Origin of the sequence: Intestinimonas sp. UBA1698, from assembly GCF_002320075.1 — a bacterium.
In the GTDB taxonomy this organism is placed as follows: domain Bacteria; phylum Bacillota; class Clostridia; order Oscillospirales; family Oscillospiraceae; genus Intestinimonas; species Intestinimonas massiliensis.
Map to the genome: position 1 here is coordinate 81,652 of NZ_DCJO01000030.1, position 17,549 is coordinate 99,200.

General features: G+C 62.2%; 16 protein-coding genes, 1 tRNA gene and 1 other annotated feature. Of the genes, 16 read left to right on the forward strand and 1 reads right to left on the reverse strand.

Annotated features, from left to right (window positions below; all coding sequences use genetic code 11):
• Position 1 precedes the first annotated feature (1 nt).
• From rpmE to B3H64_RS06215, 9 genes are all read left to right on the forward strand, one after another.
• Complete coding sequence (gene rpmE / locus B3H64_RS06175; protein WP_050618109.1) at positions 2 to 208, forward strand: 50S ribosomal protein L31; 207 nt, start codon at positions 2 to 4, stop codon at positions 206 to 208.
• A gap of 84 nt (positions 209 to 292) precedes the next feature.
• Entirely contained in the window at positions 293 to 799 is a 507-nt protein-coding gene (locus B3H64_RS06180; protein WP_050618110.1) for a flavin reductase family protein, read from the forward strand.
• A 43-nt stretch (positions 800 to 842) separates the two neighbouring features.
• Positions 843 to 2,120, forward strand: coding sequence for a GTPase HflX (gene hflX, locus B3H64_RS06185; RefSeq protein WP_050618111.1), 1,278 nt, complete (start codon positions 843 to 845; stop codon positions 2,118 to 2,120).
• Complete coding sequence (locus B3H64_RS06190) at positions 2,108 to 2,641, forward strand: GNAT family N-acetyltransferase (protein WP_278894573.1); 534 nt, start codon at positions 2,108 to 2,110, stop codon at positions 2,639 to 2,641. The genes hflX and B3H64_RS06190 overlap by 13 nt, the downstream gene beginning before the upstream one ends.
• A complete protein-coding gene (locus B3H64_RS06195) occupies positions 2,638 to 3,264 on the forward strand; it encodes a YigZ family protein (RefSeq protein WP_050618113.1) in 627 nt (208 codons plus the stop codon). Before B3H64_RS06190 ends, B3H64_RS06195 begins: the two co-directional genes overlap by 4 nt.
• A 119-nt stretch (positions 3,265 to 3,383) precedes the next feature.
• Positions 3,384 to 4,388, forward strand: a complete 1,005-nt coding sequence (locus B3H64_RS06200; RefSeq protein ID WP_050618114.1) for a deoxyguanosinetriphosphate triphosphohydrolase — start codon at positions 3,384 to 3,386, stop codon at positions 4,386 to 4,388.
• Between the two features lie 77 nt (positions 4,389 to 4,465).
• Entirely contained in the window at positions 4,466 to 6,232 is a 1,767-nt protein-coding gene (gene dnaG, locus B3H64_RS06205; RefSeq protein WP_050618115.1) for a DNA primase, read from the forward strand.
• Positions 6,225 to 7,544, forward strand: coding sequence for an RNA polymerase sigma factor RpoD (gene rpoD / locus B3H64_RS06210; protein WP_238072629.1), 1,320 nt, complete (start codon positions 6,225 to 6,227; stop codon positions 7,542 to 7,544). The genes dnaG and rpoD overlap by 8 nt, the downstream gene beginning before the upstream one ends.
• A gap of 11 nt (positions 7,545 to 7,555) precedes the next feature.
• Positions 7,556 to 8,026 (forward strand): NUDIX hydrolase, encoded by a 471-nt coding sequence (locus tag B3H64_RS06215; RefSeq protein WP_286733816.1) that lies wholly within the window; start codon positions 7,556 to 7,558, stop codon positions 8,024 to 8,026.
• Positions 8,027 to 8,155: 129 nt separating this feature from the next.
• Here B3H64_RS06215 and leuA read toward each other — a convergent pair whose 3' ends face one another.
• Entirely contained in the window at positions 8,156 to 9,847 is a 1,692-nt protein-coding gene (leuA, locus tag B3H64_RS06220) for a 2-isopropylmalate synthase (protein WP_278894579.1), read from the reverse strand.
• Positions 9,848 to 9,914: 67 nt separating this feature from the next.
• Positions 9,915 to 10,147: a binding site (T-box leader), on the reverse strand.
• A 141-nt stretch (positions 10,148 to 10,288) separates the two neighbouring features.
• On the opposite strand from leuA, the gene B3H64_RS06225 reads away from it, so the two are divergent.
• From B3H64_RS06225 to B3H64_RS06255, 7 genes are all read left to right on the forward strand, one after another.
• Positions 10,289 to 10,362 (forward strand) — tRNA-Gln (locus B3H64_RS06225).
• 245 nt (positions 10,363 to 10,607) lie between these two features.
• Complete coding sequence (locus tag B3H64_RS06230) at positions 10,608 to 11,624, forward strand: YeiH family protein (protein ID WP_050618119.1); 1,017 nt, start codon at positions 10,608 to 10,610, stop codon at positions 11,622 to 11,624.
• A 123-nt stretch (positions 11,625 to 11,747) separates the two neighbouring features.
• Complete coding sequence (gene purF / locus B3H64_RS06235; RefSeq protein ID WP_050618120.1) at positions 11,748 to 13,121, forward strand: amidophosphoribosyltransferase; 1,374 nt, start codon at positions 11,748 to 11,750, stop codon at positions 13,119 to 13,121.
• A gap of 253 nt (positions 13,122 to 13,374) precedes the next feature.
• The gene (gene glnA / locus B3H64_RS06240; protein WP_278894583.1) at positions 13,375 to 14,706 is read left to right on the forward strand and encodes a type I glutamate--ammonia ligase; all 1,332 of its coding nucleotides are present in this window, start codon (positions 13,375 to 13,377) and stop codon (positions 14,704 to 14,706) included.
• A gap of 87 nt (positions 14,707 to 14,793) precedes the next feature.
• Entirely contained in the window at positions 14,794 to 15,333 is a 540-nt protein-coding gene (locus B3H64_RS06245; RefSeq protein ID WP_278894584.1) for an ANTAR domain-containing response regulator, read from the forward strand.
• A 132-nt stretch (positions 15,334 to 15,465) separates the two neighbouring features.
• Positions 15,466 to 16,305, forward strand: coding sequence for a diaminopimelate epimerase (gene dapF, locus B3H64_RS06250; RefSeq protein WP_050618122.1), 840 nt, complete (start codon positions 15,466 to 15,468; stop codon positions 16,303 to 16,305).
• Between the two features lie 18 nt (positions 16,306 to 16,323).
• A complete protein-coding gene (locus B3H64_RS06255) occupies positions 16,324 to 17,541 on the forward strand; it encodes an LL-diaminopimelate aminotransferase (RefSeq protein ID WP_286733825.1) in 1,218 nt (405 codons plus the stop codon).
• The last annotated feature ends 8 nt before the right edge of the window (positions 17,542 to 17,549 follow it).

Here is a 17,549-nt window from a genome sequence, read left to right on the forward strand (position 1 = left end):
AATGAAGGAAGGCATCCATCCCAACTACCAGCAGACCACCATCAAGTGCGCCTGTGGTAACGTGATCGAGACCGGTTCTACCAAGAAGGACATTAAGGTGGAGGTTTGCTCCAAGTGTCACCCCTTTTTCACCGGCAAGCAGAAGATGGTGGATACGGGCGGACGTGTCAGCCGCTTCAACAAGAAGTTTGGTCTGGACCAGAAGTAAGATTGCAGCTTTTTGGACCCGTGCCGGTTTCGGCGCGGGTCCTTTCGCATATACTGAAAGCATCTGTGAACGGGAGGAAAAGTCATGCTTGAGAGAATCGACGTCAAGACCCTGGATCAAAATGTATGTTCCCTGATCGGGGACCAGTGGATGCTGATCACCGCCGGAACGCCCGAGAGATGCAACACCATGACGGCGAGCTGGGGGGGCCTTGGAGTGCTGTGGGGGACCAATGTGGCCACCTGCTACATCCGGCCCCAGCGGTACACCAGGGAGTTTGTGGAGCGGGAGGCCTACTTCACGCTGGCCTTTTTCGGTGAGGAGCACCGCAAGGCGCTGGCCCTCTGTGGGGCCAGGAGCGGCCGGGACATCGACAAGATAAGGGAATGCGGCTTTACGGTAGCCGCCGGAGCGGGAAACGCGCCCTATTTCGAGGAGGCCGAGCTGGTGCTGGTCTGCCGCAAGTTGTACTGGCAGGACATGGACCCCGCCCACTTCCTGGACCCCGGGATTGATGGCAAGTGGTATCCGGACCAGGATTATCACCGGATCTATATCGGCGAGATTGTGGAGTGTTTGAAAAAGGTCTGACGTCCGGATGGAATACGGCGGACGCTGAGGCAACGGAGGATGTATGGCAGAGAATACGACGGAAGTAAAAGTCAATCAGGCGGTGCTGGTGGGGCTTAATTCTCCAGCCCTGGACCGGGAGGAGACCGCCACGGAGCGCTCTATGGAGGAGCTCGCCGCCCTGCTGGAGACGGCGGGGGGCGGGTGCGTGGGCACGGTGCTCCAGAACAAGGATACCCCCGATCCCAGGACCTTCATCGGGGAGGGCAAGGTGGCGGAGGTCAGGGAGCTGGCCACCGCCCAGGGGGCCGACATGGTGATCTTTGACAACGCCCTGTCTCCCTCCCAGCAGCGGGTGCTGTCCGAGGAGCTGGGAGTGTCCGTCATGGACCGTTCCGCCCTCATCCTGGACATCTTTGCCCAGCGGGCCCGCACCAAGGAAGGCCGCCTTCAGGTGGAGCTGGCGCAGTACAAATACCTGCTTCCCCGCCTCACCGGCATGTGGGGCCACCTGGTGCGGCAGACCGCCTCCGGCGGGAAATCCCCCATCGGCACCCGCGGCCCCGGTGAGACCCAACTGGAGACGGACCGGCGGCACATCCGCAAAAAGATTGCCAAGCTGGAGGAGGACCTGGAGCAGGTCCGGCGGGTGCGGGGGGTGCAGCGGGAGCGCCGCATCAAAAACGAGGTGCCGGTGGTGGCCATCGTGGGCTATACCAATGCGGGCAAGTCCACGCTGCTCAACAAGCTGACCGGATCGGATATCCCCGCCAATGACCGGCTGTTCGATACGCTGGACACCACCACCCGCACCCTGGAGATCTCTGACACCTGCACGGTGCTCATCTCTGACACGGTGGGCTTTATTTCCAAGCTGCCCCACCACCTGGTGGAGGCCTTCAAGGCCACCCTGGAGGAGCTGTCCTTTGCCGATCTGCTGCTCCACGTCATCGACGGCTCCAATCCCGAGTGGCGGCAGCAGGCCGAGGTGGTGGACGCCCTCATCCGGGAGCTGGGGGCGGAGCAGACCCCCCGCATCGAGGTATTTAACAAAGCCGACCGGTACACCGGGGATATCCTCCCCCACGGGGAGGATATCGTCACGGTGTCAGCCCGGACGGGGACAGGGCTGGACCAGCTCATCGCCAGGATCGGCAAGCGGCTGGACGCCGGCGCCCACAAGGTTATCCTCCGCCTGCCCTACAGCCAGGGCGGGCTGGTGGACATGCTCTATCGGGAGGCTAAGGTGGAGGCGGTGGAATACGGGGAGACCATTCAGGTCACCGCCGTCTGCACCCCCAAGGTCCTGGGCCAGGTGGAGGAATTTGTATGGAACGATTAGAGACGCCCCGGCTCATCCTGCGGCCCTTCGAGGATCGGGACGCCGCCGATGTGTTCGAATATGGCCGGGACTCCCGGGTGGGTCCCGCCGCCGGATGGCAGCCCCACCGGGACCAGGCCGAGAGTCTGGCGATCATCCGCACCGTCTTTGCCCAGCCCGGCGTGTTCGCCCTGGAACTGAAGGAGAACGGCAAGGTGATCGGGTCCGCCGGCTATGTGGGCAGGCACCAGACCCTGCTGCCCGGTCCGGACAACGAGATCGGCTACGCCATGAGCCCGGCCTGCTGGGGCCGGGGCCTCATGCCAGAGGCCGTCCGGGAGATCCTGCGCTACGGTTTCGAGGACCTGGGCCTCAACGCCCAGTGGTGCGGCCATTACGATTTCAACGACAGGTCCCGCCGGGTGGTGGAGAAGTGCGGTTTTCGCTACCGCTTCACCGAGCAGACCTGGGTGGAGCTGATGGGAGAGGAACGCACCGAGCTCCACTATGCCCTGACCAGGGAGGAGTGGCAGGCTCTATGACGGAATATTACATCCCAACCCGCGCCTCAGAGACGGAATTTACGGAGAAGCGCTCCCGCTTCCTCGGACATGTCTGGCGGGTGGAGAGCGAAGCGGAGGCCCGCGCCCGCATTGAGGAGATGAAGAAGCGTCACTACGATGCCCGCCACAACTGCTGGTGCTACCGGCTGCGGGAGGGGGGCGTGGAGCGCTACTCCGACGACGGGGAGCCCCAGGGCACCGCCGGCCAGCCCATGCTCAACGTGTTCCAGCGGGAGGAGGTCACCAACGTAGTGTGCGTGGTGACCCGCTATTTCGGCGGTATCCTGCTGGGGGCAGGGGGACTGGTCCGCGCTTATACGCAGAGCGCCAAGGACGCTCTGAATGCCGCCGGCATCTCGGTGGTCCGCCGGTGGACTCAGGTGACTCTGACCGTGCCTTACAGCCTGTTCGAGCGGGTAAAGCTGGAGGCGGAGAGCCTGGGCGGCGTCCTGGGGGAACCGGAATACGCCGCCGAGGTGACCATGCCCGTGCTGCTTCCAGAGGAAAAGGTAAAAACCTTTACACAGCGTATCACCGAGATCACAGCCGGCGGCGTGGTCCCGGCAGTTACCGGGGAACGCCTCAAGGATGTGCCCCGGTAAAAAGAACCGCAGAAATATGAATTTTCTGTGAAATTTTGAAAAGAGGCAGGATTTCTTCCGCCCTGCGGTGTATATAACAGCAGACCCGACTCAGACCCAAACAAGGGAGGCGGAACACCTTGACAGTGAGAGAGCGGCGCGAAGCGCTGGAGCAGCAGATCCTATCCCCCTATGCCTGCCGGTCGGTGGATTCCAGGGGACGGCAGCGCCCGGCGGAGCCCTGCCCGGTCCGGACCTGCTTCCAGCGGGACATCGACCGGATCATCCACTCCAAGGCCTTTCGGCGGCTGATGCACAAGACGCAGGTCTTTCTCCAGCCCGAGGGGGATCACTACCGTACTCGCATGACCCACACCATCGAGGTGGCCCGCATTGCCCGGACCATGGCCCGGGGCCTCCAGCTCAACGAGGACCTGACGGAGGCCGCCGCCTTTGGCCACGACCTGGGGCACACCCCCTTCGGTCACGCCGGCGAGCGGGTCCTCGACGAGATTATGCCGGAGGGCTTCCAGCACAACGTCCAGTCCCTGCGGGTGGTGGACCGGCTGGAGCAGGACGGCGACGGCCTTAACCTGACCTACGAGGTGCGGCGGGGCATCCTGTGCCACACCGGGCCAGACACGGCCGAGACCCTGGAGGGCCGGCTCCTGCGGCTGGCCGACAAGATCGCCTATATCAACCACGACATTGACGACGCCATGCGGGGAGGCATCATCTACCCCATGGATATCCCCCTGGAGATCTCCAACGTGCTGGGCTTTACCCATTCCGAGCGGATCGACACCCTGACGGTGGACATCATCGAGTCCAGCGCCGGGACCGGGGAGATCCGGCAGTCCACCGCCTGCCGGGAGGCCATGCACAATCTGCGGGAGTTTATGTTCGAGGCGGTCTACCGCAACCCGGTGGCCAAGGGCGAGGAATCCAAAGCCCAGGACATGCTGCGGCGTCTGTTTGAATACTATAGAAAAGACCCGGACAGGCTGCCCCCTGAGTTCCAGGATATCCGGGAACGGGAGGGCGTGGAGCGGGCCGTCTGCGACTACATCGCCGGAATGACGGACAACTATGCGGTGGAAAAGTTCTCTCTGGCCTTTATACCCGTGTCCTGGTCAGTCAAGTAAAGGAAAAAACCGTGACAGTGCTTTCTAGGTATAGCCCTGTCAAAGTTTGGTAAAGATACGACAAAGGGGGGACATCCTTGGCCATTCCGGCGCAATTCATCGACGAGCTTACCGCCCGGTGCGACATCGCCGACGTGGTGGCCGACTATGTGTCTCTGACGCCCAAGGGGGGAAGCCTTTGGGGCCTGTGCCCCTTCCACGGGGAGAGAACCCCGTCATTCCATGTGGTGCCGGAGAAGCAGATCTACCACTGCTTCGGCTGCGGCAAGGGCGGCGGCGTCATCAACTTCGTCATGGAGATCGAAAATCTTCCTTTTCCCGATGCGGTGCGCCTGCTGGCCAAGCGGGCGGGTCTGGAGGTGCCGGAGGAGCGGGGGAGCGCCGACCTCCGCAAGAAGCGGGAGCGGCTGCTGGCCCTGAACAAGGAGGCCGCCCGCTACTTTCATGAGACCCTCCGGTCGTCGGGCGGCCGGGCGGGGGCGGAGTACCTCTTTGAAAAGCGGCGGCTGTCCAAGGGCACGGTCACCCGCTTCGGCCTGGGTATGGCTCCCGACGGATGGGACAACCTCATCCGGGCCATGGGGGAGAAGGGCTATGACAAGAGCGACCTGCTGGACGTGGGGCTGGTGGTCAAGAGCAAGGAGGGCCGGGTCTACGACCGCTTCCGCAACCGGGTTATGTTCCCCATCATCGACCTGCGGGGGGACGTGATCGGCTTCGGCGGCCGAGTGCTGGACGATGGCACGCCCAAATACCTCAACTCACCGGACACGGTGGTGTTCAACAAGGGCCGCAACCTCTTTGCCCTTAACATCGCCAAGCGCACCAAGCTGGGGCGCATCATCCTCACGGAGGGCTACATGGACACCATCTCCCTGCACCAGGCGGGCTTCGACTGCGCGGTGGCCTCTCTGGGCACCGCCCTGACCCCGGACCACGCCCAGCTTCTGGCCCGGTTTACCAAGGAGGCGGTCATCGCCTACGACGGCGATGGGGCGGGGGTCTCGGCGGCCCAGCGTGCCATCCCCATCTTGGAGAAGACGGGCATCCAGGTCAAGGTCCTGCGGATGCAGGGGGCCAAGGACCCGGACGAGTATATCAAGTCTTTCGGCCGGGAGGCCTTTGCCCGGCTGCTGGATCAGAGCGAGAACCACATCGACTACCGCATCCGGCAGATCCGGCAGAAGTACGATCTGACCGACGACGCCCAGAAGGTGGAGTTCCTGCGGGACGCGGCGGGGCTGGTGGCCTCGCTGGCCCGCCCGGTGGAGCGGGAGGTCTACGGCGCCCGCTGCGCCCAGGCGGCGGGTATCTCTGCCGAGGCCATGGCCCAGGAGGTCAAGCGGGAGCTGTCCCGCCGGCTGAAGAAGGAGAAGAAGCAGCAGGAGCGCCGGGACCTGTCCCCGGCCCTCCAGCTCCAGCCCAGGGAGCGGGCCATGCGGTACGAGAACATCCGCTCCGCTCGGGCGGAGGAGGGGGTCCTGCGGCTCGTTCTGCTGGACCCGGAGCTGCTGAAGCGGGCGGAGCGCCTGGGGCCGGAGCAGTTCTCCGCACCGCTGCTGGCGCGGGTGTTCACCCTGCTGCGGGAGCGCTGGAGCGCCGGGCTGTCTGTAAGCCTTCCCGCCCTGGCGGGGGAGCTGGAGCCCGGTGAGATGAGCCATCTGACCGGTGTGCTGAACCAGCCGGAGTCCCTGCAGAATGCCGAGGAGGCCATGGGGGACTACATAGAGATCATAGAGACCGAAGCCGCCAAGCGGGCGGGGGACGGCAGAGCCGACCCCCTTCTGGTGATGCGGGAGAAATACCGAGAGAAAAAAGGGTACGGAGGATGCATCCATGAGTGAAAAGAAAGTGATCGCCAAGACCACGGGGGATCAAAAGCCCCAGATGACCAGCGAGGAGAAGATCGAAGCCGGCAAGGCGGAGCTGATGAAGGTGGTCGAGGGCGTTTCCGGTGCGGAGAAGGTAGCCGAGCTGCTGGAAAAGGGCAAGAAGAAGGGTAAGCTGACCTCCGGCGAGCTCATGGACGTCCTGGAGGATATGGACCTGGACTCCGAGCAGATGGACAAAATCTACGACGCCATGGAGAACATGGGCATCGACACGGCAGGAGAGGACTATCTGCCCGAGCTGGCCGAGGACGTGATGCCCCCCATCGAGGAGATCGAGGAGATTCCCGAAGAGGAGATCGTGGACCCCAATACCCTGGTGGACTCCTTCGGCATCGACGACCCGGTGCGCATGTACCTCAAGGAGATCGGCAAGGTCAATCTGCTGACCCCTGAGGAGGAGATCGAGCTGGCCCAGCATATGGGGGCCGGCGACGCCGCCAAGGAGCAGATGGAGGAGATCGGGAAGGCACGGGAGAACGGGGAAGAGGTGTCCCTCACGCCTGAGGAAGAGGCCGCGCTGAAGAAGGCCATCAAGAAGGGGGAGGCGGCCAAGCAGCGGCTGGCCGAGGCCAACCTCCGTCTGGTGGTCTCCATCGCCAAACGGTACGTGGGACGGGGAATGCTCTTTCTGGACCTCATTCAGGAGGGCAACCTAGGCCTCATCAAAGCCGTGGAGAAGTTCGACTACACCAAGGGCTATAAGTTCTCCACCTATGCCACCTGGTGGATTCGGCAGGCCATTACCCGGGCCATCGCCGACCAGGCCCGCACCATCCGCATCCCTGTCCATATGGTGGAGACCATCAACAAGGTCATCCGGGTCTCCCGCCAGCTCCTTCAGGAGCTGGGGCACGACCCCACCCCGGAGGAGATCTCGGAGGAGATGAACATGCCGGTGGACAAGGTGCGGGAGATTCTCAAGATTGCCCAGGAGCCCGTCAGCCTGGAAACTCCCATCGGGGAGGAGGAGGACTCCCATCTGGGCGACTTTATCCCCGACGAGGACGCCTCCGAGCCCTCCGAGGCCGCCAGCTTCACCCTGCTCAAGGAGCAGCTTGTGGATGTGCTGGGCACTCTGACGCCCCGGGAGGAGAAGGTGCTCAAGCTGCGCTTCGGCATTGAGGACGGCCGCACCCGCACCCTGGAGGAAGTGGGCAAGGAGTTCAACGTCACCCGGGAGCGCATCCGTCAGATCGAGGCCAAGGCCTTGCGGAAGCTCCGCCATCCCTCCCGCTCCAAGAAGCTCAAGGACTTTTTGAACTGAGGTGCCGGACCATGGTGGAAGTGAAATTTTTTGACCAGGCGCTGGACAGCGACCTGACGTTCGCGGTGATTGCCGCCCGCTATGAGGATCGGTGGCTGCTCTGCCGCCACAGGGACCGGCAGACCTGGGAGATGCCCGGAGGCCATCGGGAGCCGGGGGAGAGCATCTACCAGACCGCCCAGCGGGAGCTGCTGGAAGAGACGGGGGTGGCCGAGTGCCAACTTGAGGCGGTCTCGGCCTACGGGGTCTACACCGAGGACGGGCAGCGCACCTACGGCGGGCTATTTTTCGCGGAGGTGGAGGAGCTGGGCCGTCGGCCGGAGGGCTCTGAGATTGCGGAGAACCGCCTGATGGAGGGCCTGCCGGAGCATCATATGACCTATCCGGACATCCAGCCCGTGCTGCTGCAGCGCGTCCAGCAGTGGCTGGAGGAGGGGAATTACCGTCCCCTGCTGGAGGATTTATTCGAGCAGTTATATTGAACAGGCAGGAAAAAAGACTGCGGAGCCGGCTCCGCAGTCTTTTTCCTTCATATCAGTTTCACACCGTTGTTGGCCTCTTACCGACTGATCAGGGACCAGCACGGGAGTCAGCCTTTTTTGCAAGTCGGCCTATTGCTTGGCAGTGACCGCCCGGTTAATGGCGGAGAGAATGCCGCGCAGCGGGGCCAGGTTGATGTTGTGGTCCACGCCTACGCCGAAGATGTCCTGCCCCTGTGCGTCCCGGAGCTGGATATAGGCCACGGCCATGGAGTCGGAGCCGGCCTGAATGGCGTGCTCCTTGTAATCCACGAAGGTGAAGCGGTCCATTTTCTGGCCGTGAATGGCGTTGAAGAAGGCGTCGATGGGGCCGTTGCCCTCGCCGCAGACCTCAAAGACGGTCTCTTTGTGCCGCAGCGTGCCACGGAAGACCACGTGAGACCGGCCCTGCGCGTCCGCCGTCTCCTGGAAAGCGTGCCGGAGCAGCGTGTAGGGGCTGCTGATGTCCACATAGGCGTGTTGGAACAGCTCAAAGATGCGCTGAGGCTGGAGCTCCGTCCCGACCCGGTCGGTCTCCACCTGGACAATGTGGCCGAACTCGGCATGCATGGCTTTGGGCAGGTCGTAGCCGAAGCTCTGCTGCATCACGAAGGCGGCGCCGCCCTTGCCGGACTGGCTGTTGATGCGGATGATGGGCTCGTACTGGCGGCCCACGTCGGCGGGGTCGATGGGGAGATAGGGAATCTCCCAGAGCGGAGACCGGTTCTCCTTCCGGTACTGCACGCCCTTGTTGATGGCGTCCTGATGGGAGCCGGAGAAGGCGGTGAAGACCAGCTCGCCGGCGTAGGGCTGCCGCTCGCCCACCTTCATCTTGGTGCAGCGCTCGTATACCGTACGGATGCGGTTGATGTCGGAAAAGTCCAGGCCGGGGTCCACGCCCTGGGTATACATGTTCATGGCCAGCGTGATCATATCCACGTTGCCGGTGCGCTCGCCGTTGCCGAAAAGGGTGGCCTCGATGCGCTCGGCCCCGGCCAGCATGCCCAGCTCGGCGGTGGCCACCCCCTCGCCGCGGTCATTGTGGGGGTGCAGGGAGATGACGGCGCAGTCCCGGCTGGGGAGCTTGTTGATGAAGTACTCGATCTCGTCGGCAAAGTAGTTGGGCATGCAGTTCTCCACGGTGGAGGGCAGATTCAGGATGACCTTGTTCTCCGGCGTGGCGCCCAGCTCTTCCAGCACCCGCTGGCAGATGTAGACGGCGTTGTCCATTTCGGTGCCCATAAAGGACTCCGGGGAGTACTGGTAGCGCAGGTTGGTGCCGGAGCGGATGATGGGCTCGGACAGCGCGCGGATGAGCCGGGCAGCGTCCACGGCGATCTGAGTGACGCCCTCCATATCGGTGTGGAAGACCACCTTGCGCTGGAGGGTGGAGGTGGAATTGTAGAAGTGGAGGATGACGTTTTTGGCGCCCGCCATGGCCTCGAAGGTCCGCTGGATCAGGTGGGGCCGGGCCTGGACCAGCATCTGGATGGTCACGTCGTCGGGGATGTGACCGCCCTCGATGAGGGTGCGGAAGAACTGGAACTCCGTCTCGGAAGCGGAGGGAAAGCCCACCTCGATCTCCTTCACGCCGATGTCTACCAGGGTGTGGAAGAGTTCCAGCTTTTCTTCCACGTTCATGGGGTCGATGAGGGCCTGATTGCCGTCCCGCAGGTCCACGGAGCACCAGACGGGAGGAGCGGTAATCTGCTTGTCGGGCCAGGTCCGGCGCTCCATTTGGATGGGAACGAAGGGGATGTACTTTTCAGCGGGATTTTTGAGCATGGGAAACAGCCTCCAGTCTTTTTGAGTGGCCGGGAGGGATGCAAAAACGCCCCCGACCGTTGTTACGGTCAGGGGCGTATGATACGCGGTACCACCCTGATTCGGCCGCCGGTCACCCGGACAGCCCTCGTCAGCCTCCAACAAGGCCTTGGCCGGTAACGGGGCCGGACGTCCCGCCCTACTCGCGTTCAGGCGGACAGCTCAGGGGCCAGTATGCACCTGGAATCACCGCGCCGGTTCGCACCCACCACCGGCTCTCTGAGCGGGACGCACAGGTCTTGTTCCCTTCCTCGCTTTTGCTAATCTAATATTGCTCCATATTATAAAAGAATGCCGGGCCTTTGTCAAGAAAAAATCCGGCAAATAATTTTGCAAAAAAACTTGACAAATGGAATTGTTTTGGTATAATAAATCCTGCGCCTGCGATAACGGGCGCGATACAGCGGGATTGTGTAAGGGTAGCACGACAGACTCTGACTCTGTTTGTGAGGGTTCGAATCCTTCTCCCGCTGCCACCAAAACCCTGAAGCCGCAAAGGCTTCAGGGTTTCTTGTATAATGGAAAACCACTGGCTAGGCCAGCGGGTTAAAAGAGACTACGGCGATAGGTATGAGAAAGAAACTCCCTATAGTGTTTACACCAAAGCATCGCAGGAAAGTATTTTACCAAGAAAAGCGAGTGGGAATAAGATGCCCGACAGGCCACATCTTTTGACGGGGCCAGCAGCGTTTGAGTCGCGGAAAAAGGAGAAGAGAGCCATATGAAATGGATCAGAAGAAATGGACCGGGTATCCTGGTCTGCCTGTGTATCGCCGTTCCCGCCTGGTTTTTGGGGAGAACCTTTGAGGTGGTGGGAGGGCCGGTATTCGCCATCCTCCTCGGTATGGTCATGGCTCTGTTCTGGAAAGAGCAGGGCCAGGCCCGGGCCGGCATCACTTTTACTTCGAAGAAGATACTCCAGCTTGCGGTGGTCCTGCTGGGCTTTGGCATGAACCTGTCCAGTGTCGCCAAGGTGGGGGCCCAGTCCCTACCCATCATCCTGTCCACCATCACTACCTCGCTGGTGGCGGCCTTTGTTTTACATAAGCTGCTGCATATGGACGCCAAGATATCCACCTTAATCGGTGTGGGTTCCTCCATCTGCGGCGGCTCCGCCATTGCCGCCACGGCACCCGTCATCGGCGCAGACGATGAGGAGATCGCCCAGTCCATCTCGGTGATCTTCCTGTTCAATGTTCTCGCGGCGCTGACTTTCCCGACTCTGGGCGGGATGCTGGGGCTGTCCAACGAGGGTTTCGGGCTTTTTGCCGGCACCGCCGTCAACGACACCTCTTCCGTCACTGCGGCAGCGGCGGCCTGGGACGGTATACACGGCAGCAGCACGCTGGACACTGCCGCCATCGTCAAGATGACCCGTACCCTTGCCATCATCCCTATTACACTGGTGCTGGCCTTCCTTCGCACCAGGCAGGAGGAGAAGAGCGTCCGGGGCACTGGCGTAACGGTGAGCCTGAAAGAGATCTTTCCCTGGTTTGTCCTCTTTTTTGTGCTGGCTTCGGTGGTGACGACCCTGCTACCCCTTCCTGCCGCCGTCACCGGCTTTTTGAAGAGCGCCAGCAAATTCTTCATCGTCATGGCCATGGCCGCCATCGGCCTGAACACCGACGTGGTCAAGCTGGTCCGGACCGGAGGTAAGCCCATCTTTATGGGCTTTTGCTGCTGGGTGGCCATCGCCTGCGTCAGCCTGGGGGTGCAGCACTTGCTCCATATCTGGTGAGACGAAGCCGCCCCATAGGGCGGCTGGTTTCCCCTCACGGCATGAAGGTGCAAATTCCAACACAGAAAATGGGAAATTTGATATGGTAGGATTGCTTTATTCCATAGGAAATGGGGGAAACCCATGTCCATTCATGAAGAATGCGGCGTTTTTGGCATCTATGACCCGGCCGGAGACTGCGCCCGTACCACCTATTACGGGCTTTACTCCCTCCAGCACCGGGGGCAGGAGGCCTGCGGCATCGCCACCATCAACGACCGGGAGCTGTCCTATCATAAAGACCTGGGGCTGGTGGGGGATGTGTTCCATCAGGACGTCCTGGACAGACTGGGCGGGACCATGGCGGTTGGCCATGTGCGCTACTCCACCACCGGCGGCGTCCGACGGGAGAACGCCCAGCCCCTGACACTGAAATACGTCAAAGGGACCCTGGCAGTGGCCCACAATGGCAATCTGGTCAATACGCCGGAGCTGCGTACGAGCTTTGAATATCGGGGCGCGATCTTTCAGACCACCACCGATTCAGAGCTCATCGCCTATGCCATTGCCCAGGAGCGGCTGCGCTGCGGCTCGGCGGAGGAAGCGGTGTGCCAAGCGGTCAAGGGCCTGCGGGGGGCGTTTTCCCTCATCGTCATGTCGGCCCGGAAGCTGATCGCCGCTCGGGACCCCTGGGGCTTCCGGCCCTTGTGCATGGGCAGAAGGGGGCAGGCGGTGGTATTTGCCTCGGAATCCTGCGCTCTGGACGCGGTGGGAGCCGCCTTTGAGCGCGAGATCGACCCCGGCGAGATCGTAGTGGTAGAGGACGGACAGGTCCGCTCCATCCGGGAAAACTGCGCCGGCGCCACCTCACACATGTGTATCTTTGAATACATTTACTTTGCCCGGCCCGACTCGGTGATCTGCGGGCAATCCGTCCACGAGGCCCGCCTGGAGGCCGGCCGCATCCTGGCCCGGGAGCACCCGGTGGACGCCGACGTGGTCATCGGTGTGCCTGACTCCGGCCTGGATGCCGCCATGGGCTATGCCGAGGAGTCCGGCATTCCGTACGGCCAGGGCTTTGTGAAGAACCGTTACATCGGCCGCACCTTTATCACCCCTGACCAGCAGAGCCGGGAACAGGCCGTCCGCATCAAGCTGGGTGCCCTCCGGAGCACAGTCGAGGGCCGGCGGGTGGTTATGATCGACGACTCCATCGTCCGGGGTACTACCTCCCGGCAGATCATCAGCCTGCTGCGGGAGGCGGGGGCTAAAGAAGTGCACTTCCGGGTCTCTGCCCCGCCCTTCATCGCCCCCTGCTACTTTGGCACCGATATCCCGGACAAGAAGGATCTCATCGCCTGCCACCACACGGTGGAGGAAATCCGCCGGCTTGTGGGGGCGGACACCCTGGGATTCCTCAGCGTGGATGCCCTGGAGCGCATCGCGCCCAGCGCCGCCTGCGGCTTCTGTAAGGGTTGTTTTACCGAGGAATACCCCGTGGCCACCGCCGGCATGTGATGTACTTCCATCTTTTGCAGCACGGCGGGACAAATGTTGCATAAAAGCCGGAACAAAACCGGGCTTGCTCCCTGATAGTTGCAACAAAGTTGATTTGGCTTTCAAAAAGACCCTTGACAGGCGCCGGAAAATTCCTTATACTCAGAGTATCAATTGCGAACGAAGGCGTTCCGGTCCATGTGGGCGGAGCGCCTTCTTTCCTTATCGGAAACCTTTAGAATGTGTATTTCAATGATGAAAGGGGATACCCACCATGGCGTACACCAAGGAAGACATCATCCGTATCGTAAAGGAAGAGGACATCGAATTCATCCGCATGCAGTTCACCGATATTTTCGGCCAGCTCAAGAACGTGGCCATTACCGCCTCCCAGATCGAGAAGGCCGTCAACAACCAGATCATGCTGGATGGCTCGTCCATCGAAGGCTTTGTCCGCATCAACGAGTCTGACCAGTACCTCTATCCCGACCTGGACTCCTTTGTTGTGTTCCCCTGGCGGCCGCAGCACGGTAAGGTGGCCCGACTCATCTGCGACATCTACAATCCCGACGGCACTCCCTTCGTAGGCGACCCCCGCGGCGTGCTGAAGCGGGTGCTGAAGAAGGCCGCCGACATGGGCTATGACACCTTCAACGTGGGCCCCGAGGCTGAGTTCTTCCTGTTCCAGACCGACGAGGAGGGCAAGCCCACCACCAAGACCAACGACGAGGCCGGCTACTTCGACCTGGGCCCCCTGGACCACGGCGAGGGTACCCGCCGCGAGATCTGCATAGCGCTGGAGCAGATGGGATTTGAGATCGAGGCCAGCCACCACGAGGTGGCTCAGGGCCAGCACGAGATCGACTTCAAGTATGCCGAGGCTCTGAAGACCGCCGACAACATCATGACCTTCAAGCTGGCCGTCAAGACCCTGGCCCAGAAAAACGGCCTCCACGCCACCTTTATGCCCAAGCCCATCTACGGCATCAATGGTTCCGGTATGCATACCAACATGTCCCTGTTCAAAAACGGCAAGAACGTGTTTTACGATCCCGACGGAGAGAAGGGGCTGTCCAAGGAGGCGTACAGCTTCATTGCCGGGCTGCTGGCCCATGTCAAGGGCATGTGCGCCGTAACCAACCCCCTGGTCAATTCCTACAAGCGCCTGGTGCCTGGCTACGAGGCCCCCTGCTACCTGGCCTGGTCCGCCTCCAACCGATCCGCTCTAATCCGCATCCCCGCCGCCCGCGGTCAGTCCACCCGCGTGGAGCTGCGCTCGCCCGATCCCGCCTGCAACCCCTATCTGGAGCTGGCCGTCCTACTGGCGGCGGGCCTGGACGGCATCGAGAAGGGTATGGTTCCCCCGGCTGAGATTACCGAGAATATCTTCCAGATGGACGACAACGCCCGCGCCGCCGCTGGTATCGACAGCCTGCCCGGCTCCCTGGAGGAGGCCATCAAGGCCATGCAGGCCGACCCGATGGTGCTGGAGACTCTGGGCGGGCATGTTTCCGAGAACTACATCGAGGGCAAGGCCAAGGAGTGGGACGAGTACCGCACCCGTGTCAGCTCCTGGGAGCGCGAGAAGTACATCATCAACTATTGATGGCCGGCGGTGGCCGGAATACCGTTCGAAAGGTTGACGGAGTGCTGACCCTGTGAGTAACTCCTTGACGCAAAGGAGTGATTGAAAATGGGAATGGAACAAATCATCGTGGCTTTTGAAAGTCCCAAAAGCTGCGACCGGGTCCGGGAGATTGTGGAGAACAGCGGAACGGCCTCCTGTATCGTCTGCCGTTCGGCAGCGGAGGTCAAGCGCACGGTGAACAAGCAGCGCGTCAGCACCGTGGTCTGCGGCTTCAAGCTTCCGGATGAGAGCGCAGAGGACCTGTTTGCGGACCTGCCATCCTCCTGCGCCATGCTGATGGTGGCCGTCCAGAACCTGCTGGATCTGTGCCAGACCGACGACATCTTCAAGCTGGCCTCCCCGGTGAGCCGGGGCGACCTGACCGCCTCCGTGCGGATGCTGCTGCAGATGGGGCACCGGCTGGAGAAGTTCACCCGGCCCCAGCGGAGCGGAGAAGAGCAGGCCATCATCAAGGAAGCCAAGGGGCTTCTCATGGAGCGGCACGGCATGAGCGAGGAGCAGGCCCACCGCTTCCTGCAGAAAAAGAGCATGAACTCCGGGGCCAAGATGGTCCAAACCGCCAAGCTGGTACTAGGCGGCCAATAAACAACATACGATAGATGGGGATTTCCATCGGTCGAAGGACGAGGTTGTCTTTTTGGCGGCAGTCTGGTGATTACTGGCTGCCGCCAATCTGTATATACATTGAGTATCGGCATACGGATCAAGGAGGCAGCCATGCGATTCACAAAAATGCAGGGTCTGGGAAACGACTACATCTATCTGGACTGTACCAAAGAACGGCCGGAGAACGCGCACGAGCTGGCGCGCAGGATATCGGACCGGCACTTCGGCGTAGGCTCGGACGGGCTGATTTGTGTCTGTCCCTCCCGTTCGGCGGATTTCCGCATGGAGATGTATAACGCCGACGGCACTCAGGGGGAGATGTGCGGCAACGGAATCCGCTGCATGGGCAAGTACGTCTACGACCGCGGGATGACGAACAAGACCGATCTGACCATCGAGACGCCGGGGGGCGTCAGGACCCTGCGGCTCCAGGTGGGGAAGGGGCAGGTGGTCTCGGCCACCGTGGATATGGGCGCCCCGGTCCTGGAGCCCGGCCGGATTCCCGTGGTGGCCCGGGGCAGCCGCTTCATCGGCAAGCAGCTTCACGTGCGGGGCAGGAGCTATGAGGTGACCTGCGTCTCCATGGGCAATCCCCACGCGGTGGTCTTCGTGCCGGATGTGGAGCGGCTGAATCTGGCGGAGATCGGTCCGGCCTTTGAGCGGCACGCCATCTTTCCCCACCGGGTCAACACGGAGTTTGTGCAGGTGGAGGGCCGCAGCAGCCTGCGTATGCGGGTCTGGGAACGGGGCAGCGGCGAGACGCTGGCCTGCGGTACCGGGGCCTGCGCCAGCGTGGTGGCCGGCAGTCTGACCGGCCGTTCCGAACGAACCGCCACGGTCCGGCTGCGAGGCGGAGAGTTGGATGTCCGCTGGGATCAGGAGGACGGCCACGTCTATATGACCGGGCCCGCCGTCACAGTATTTGAGGGCGAGTGGCCCGAGAAAATGTAAGGAGAGAGGAAGGGACCTATGACAGCCATCAACGAGAATTTTCAAAAGCTGCCCGGCAGCTATCTCTTTTCTGAGATTGCCCGGCGGGTGGCGGCCTATGAACAGGAGCACCCCGACAAAAAGCTGATCCGCTTAGGCATCGGAGACGTGACCCGCCCCCTTCCGGAAGCGGTGACCGCCGCCATGCACAGGGCGGTGGACGACATGGCCACCGCCGGGGGCTTCCACGGCTACGGCCCGGAGCAGGGCTACGACTTTCTGCGGGAGGCCATCGCCCGGTGCGACTATCAGGCCCGGAACGTGGACATCCAGCCCGGTGAGATCTTTGTCTCCGACGGGGCCAAGAGCGACTGCGGCAACATCGTGGACTTGTTTGCACGGGAAAACAGGGTAGCGGTCTGTGATCCGGTGTACCCGGTGTATGTGGACACCAACGCCATGGCCGGCCGGGCCGGGGACTACGACGAGGCCGCCGGCCGCTGGACCAACCTGATCTACATGCCATGTATAGCGGAAAACGGCTTTACACCCGCCATCCCGGAGGGAAGGGCCGACATGATCTACCTCTGTTTCCCCAACAACCCCACCGGCGCGGTGGCCACCCGGGCACAGCTTCAGGCCTGGGTGGATTACGCCAACGCCAACGGCTCGGTGATCCTGTTCGACGCGGCCTACGAGGCGTTTATCACCACCCCCGGCATTCCCCACAGCATTTTTGAGATTCCGGGCGCGGAGACCTGCGCCATTGAGTTCCGCTCCTTCTCCAAGACCGCTGGCTTCACCGGTACCCGCTGTGCCTATACGGTGGTGCCCAAGGCGCTGGAGCGGGGCGGGGCCAGCCTCAACAGCCTGTGGAACCGCAGACAGTGCACCAAGTTCAACGGCGTGCCCTATGTGGTCCAGCGGGGCGCTGAGGCGGTCTACTCCGACGAGGGCCGGGCGCAGGTCCGGGAGACCCTGGACTACTACCTGAATAACGCCCGGGTCATCCGGGAGGGCCTGACGGCTGCCGGACTCACCGTCTCGGGCGGGGTGGATTCCCCCTATGTGTGGGCCAGAACGCCCGCTGGCATGCCATCCTGGGACTTTTTCGACCGGCTGCTCCGGCGGGCCAATGTGGTCACTACTCCGGGTGCCGGCTTCGGCCCCAGCGGTGAGGGCTACATCCGCCTCACCGGCTTCGGCGAGGCAACCGCCACCCAGGAGGCGGTCCGGCGCATCAAGAGCGCGCTTTAATCGGATAG

Coding starts and splice junctions, on each gene's coding strand:
- rpmE (WP_050618109.1), top strand. CDS start 2: ATGAAGGAAGGCATCCATCCCAACTACCAGCAGACCACCATCAAGTGC.
- B3H64_RS06180 (WP_050618110.1), top strand. CDS start 293: ATGCTTGAGAGAATCGACGTCAAGACCCTGGATCAAAATGTATGTTCC.
- hflX (WP_050618111.1), top strand. CDS start 843: ATGGCAGAGAATACGACGGAAGTAAAAGTCAATCAGGCGGTGCTGGTG.
- B3H64_RS06190 (WP_278894573.1), top strand. CDS start 2,108: ATGGAACGATTAGAGACGCCCCGGCTCATCCTGCGGCCCTTCGAGGAT.
- B3H64_RS06195 (WP_050618113.1), top strand. CDS start 2,638: ATGACGGAATATTACATCCCAACCCGCGCCTCAGAGACGGAATTTACG.
- rpoD (WP_238072629.1), top strand. CDS start 6,225: ATGAGTGAAAAGAAAGTGATCGCCAAGACCACGGGGGATCAAAAGCCC.
- B3H64_RS06215 (WP_286733816.1), top strand. CDS start 7,556: ATGGTGGAAGTGAAATTTTTTGACCAGGCGCTGGACAGCGACCTGACG.
- leuA (WP_278894579.1), bottom strand. CDS start 9,847: ATGCTCAAAAATCCCGCTGAAAAGTACATCCCCTTCGTTCCCATCCAA.
- B3H64_RS06230 (WP_050618119.1), top strand. CDS start 10,608: ATGAAATGGATCAGAAGAAATGGACCGGGTATCCTGGTCTGCCTGTGT.
- purF (WP_050618120.1), top strand. CDS start 11,748: ATGTCCATTCATGAAGAATGCGGCGTTTTTGGCATCTATGACCCGGCC.
- glnA (WP_278894583.1), top strand. CDS start 13,375: ATGGCGTACACCAAGGAAGACATCATCCGTATCGTAAAGGAAGAGGAC.
- B3H64_RS06245 (WP_278894584.1), top strand. CDS start 14,794: ATGGGAATGGAACAAATCATCGTGGCTTTTGAAAGTCCCAAAAGCTGC.
- dapF (WP_050618122.1), top strand. CDS start 15,466: ATGCGATTCACAAAAATGCAGGGTCTGGGAAACGACTACATCTATCTG.
- B3H64_RS06255 (WP_286733825.1), top strand. CDS start 16,324: ATGACAGCCATCAACGAGAATTTTCAAAAGCTGCCCGGCAGCTATCTC.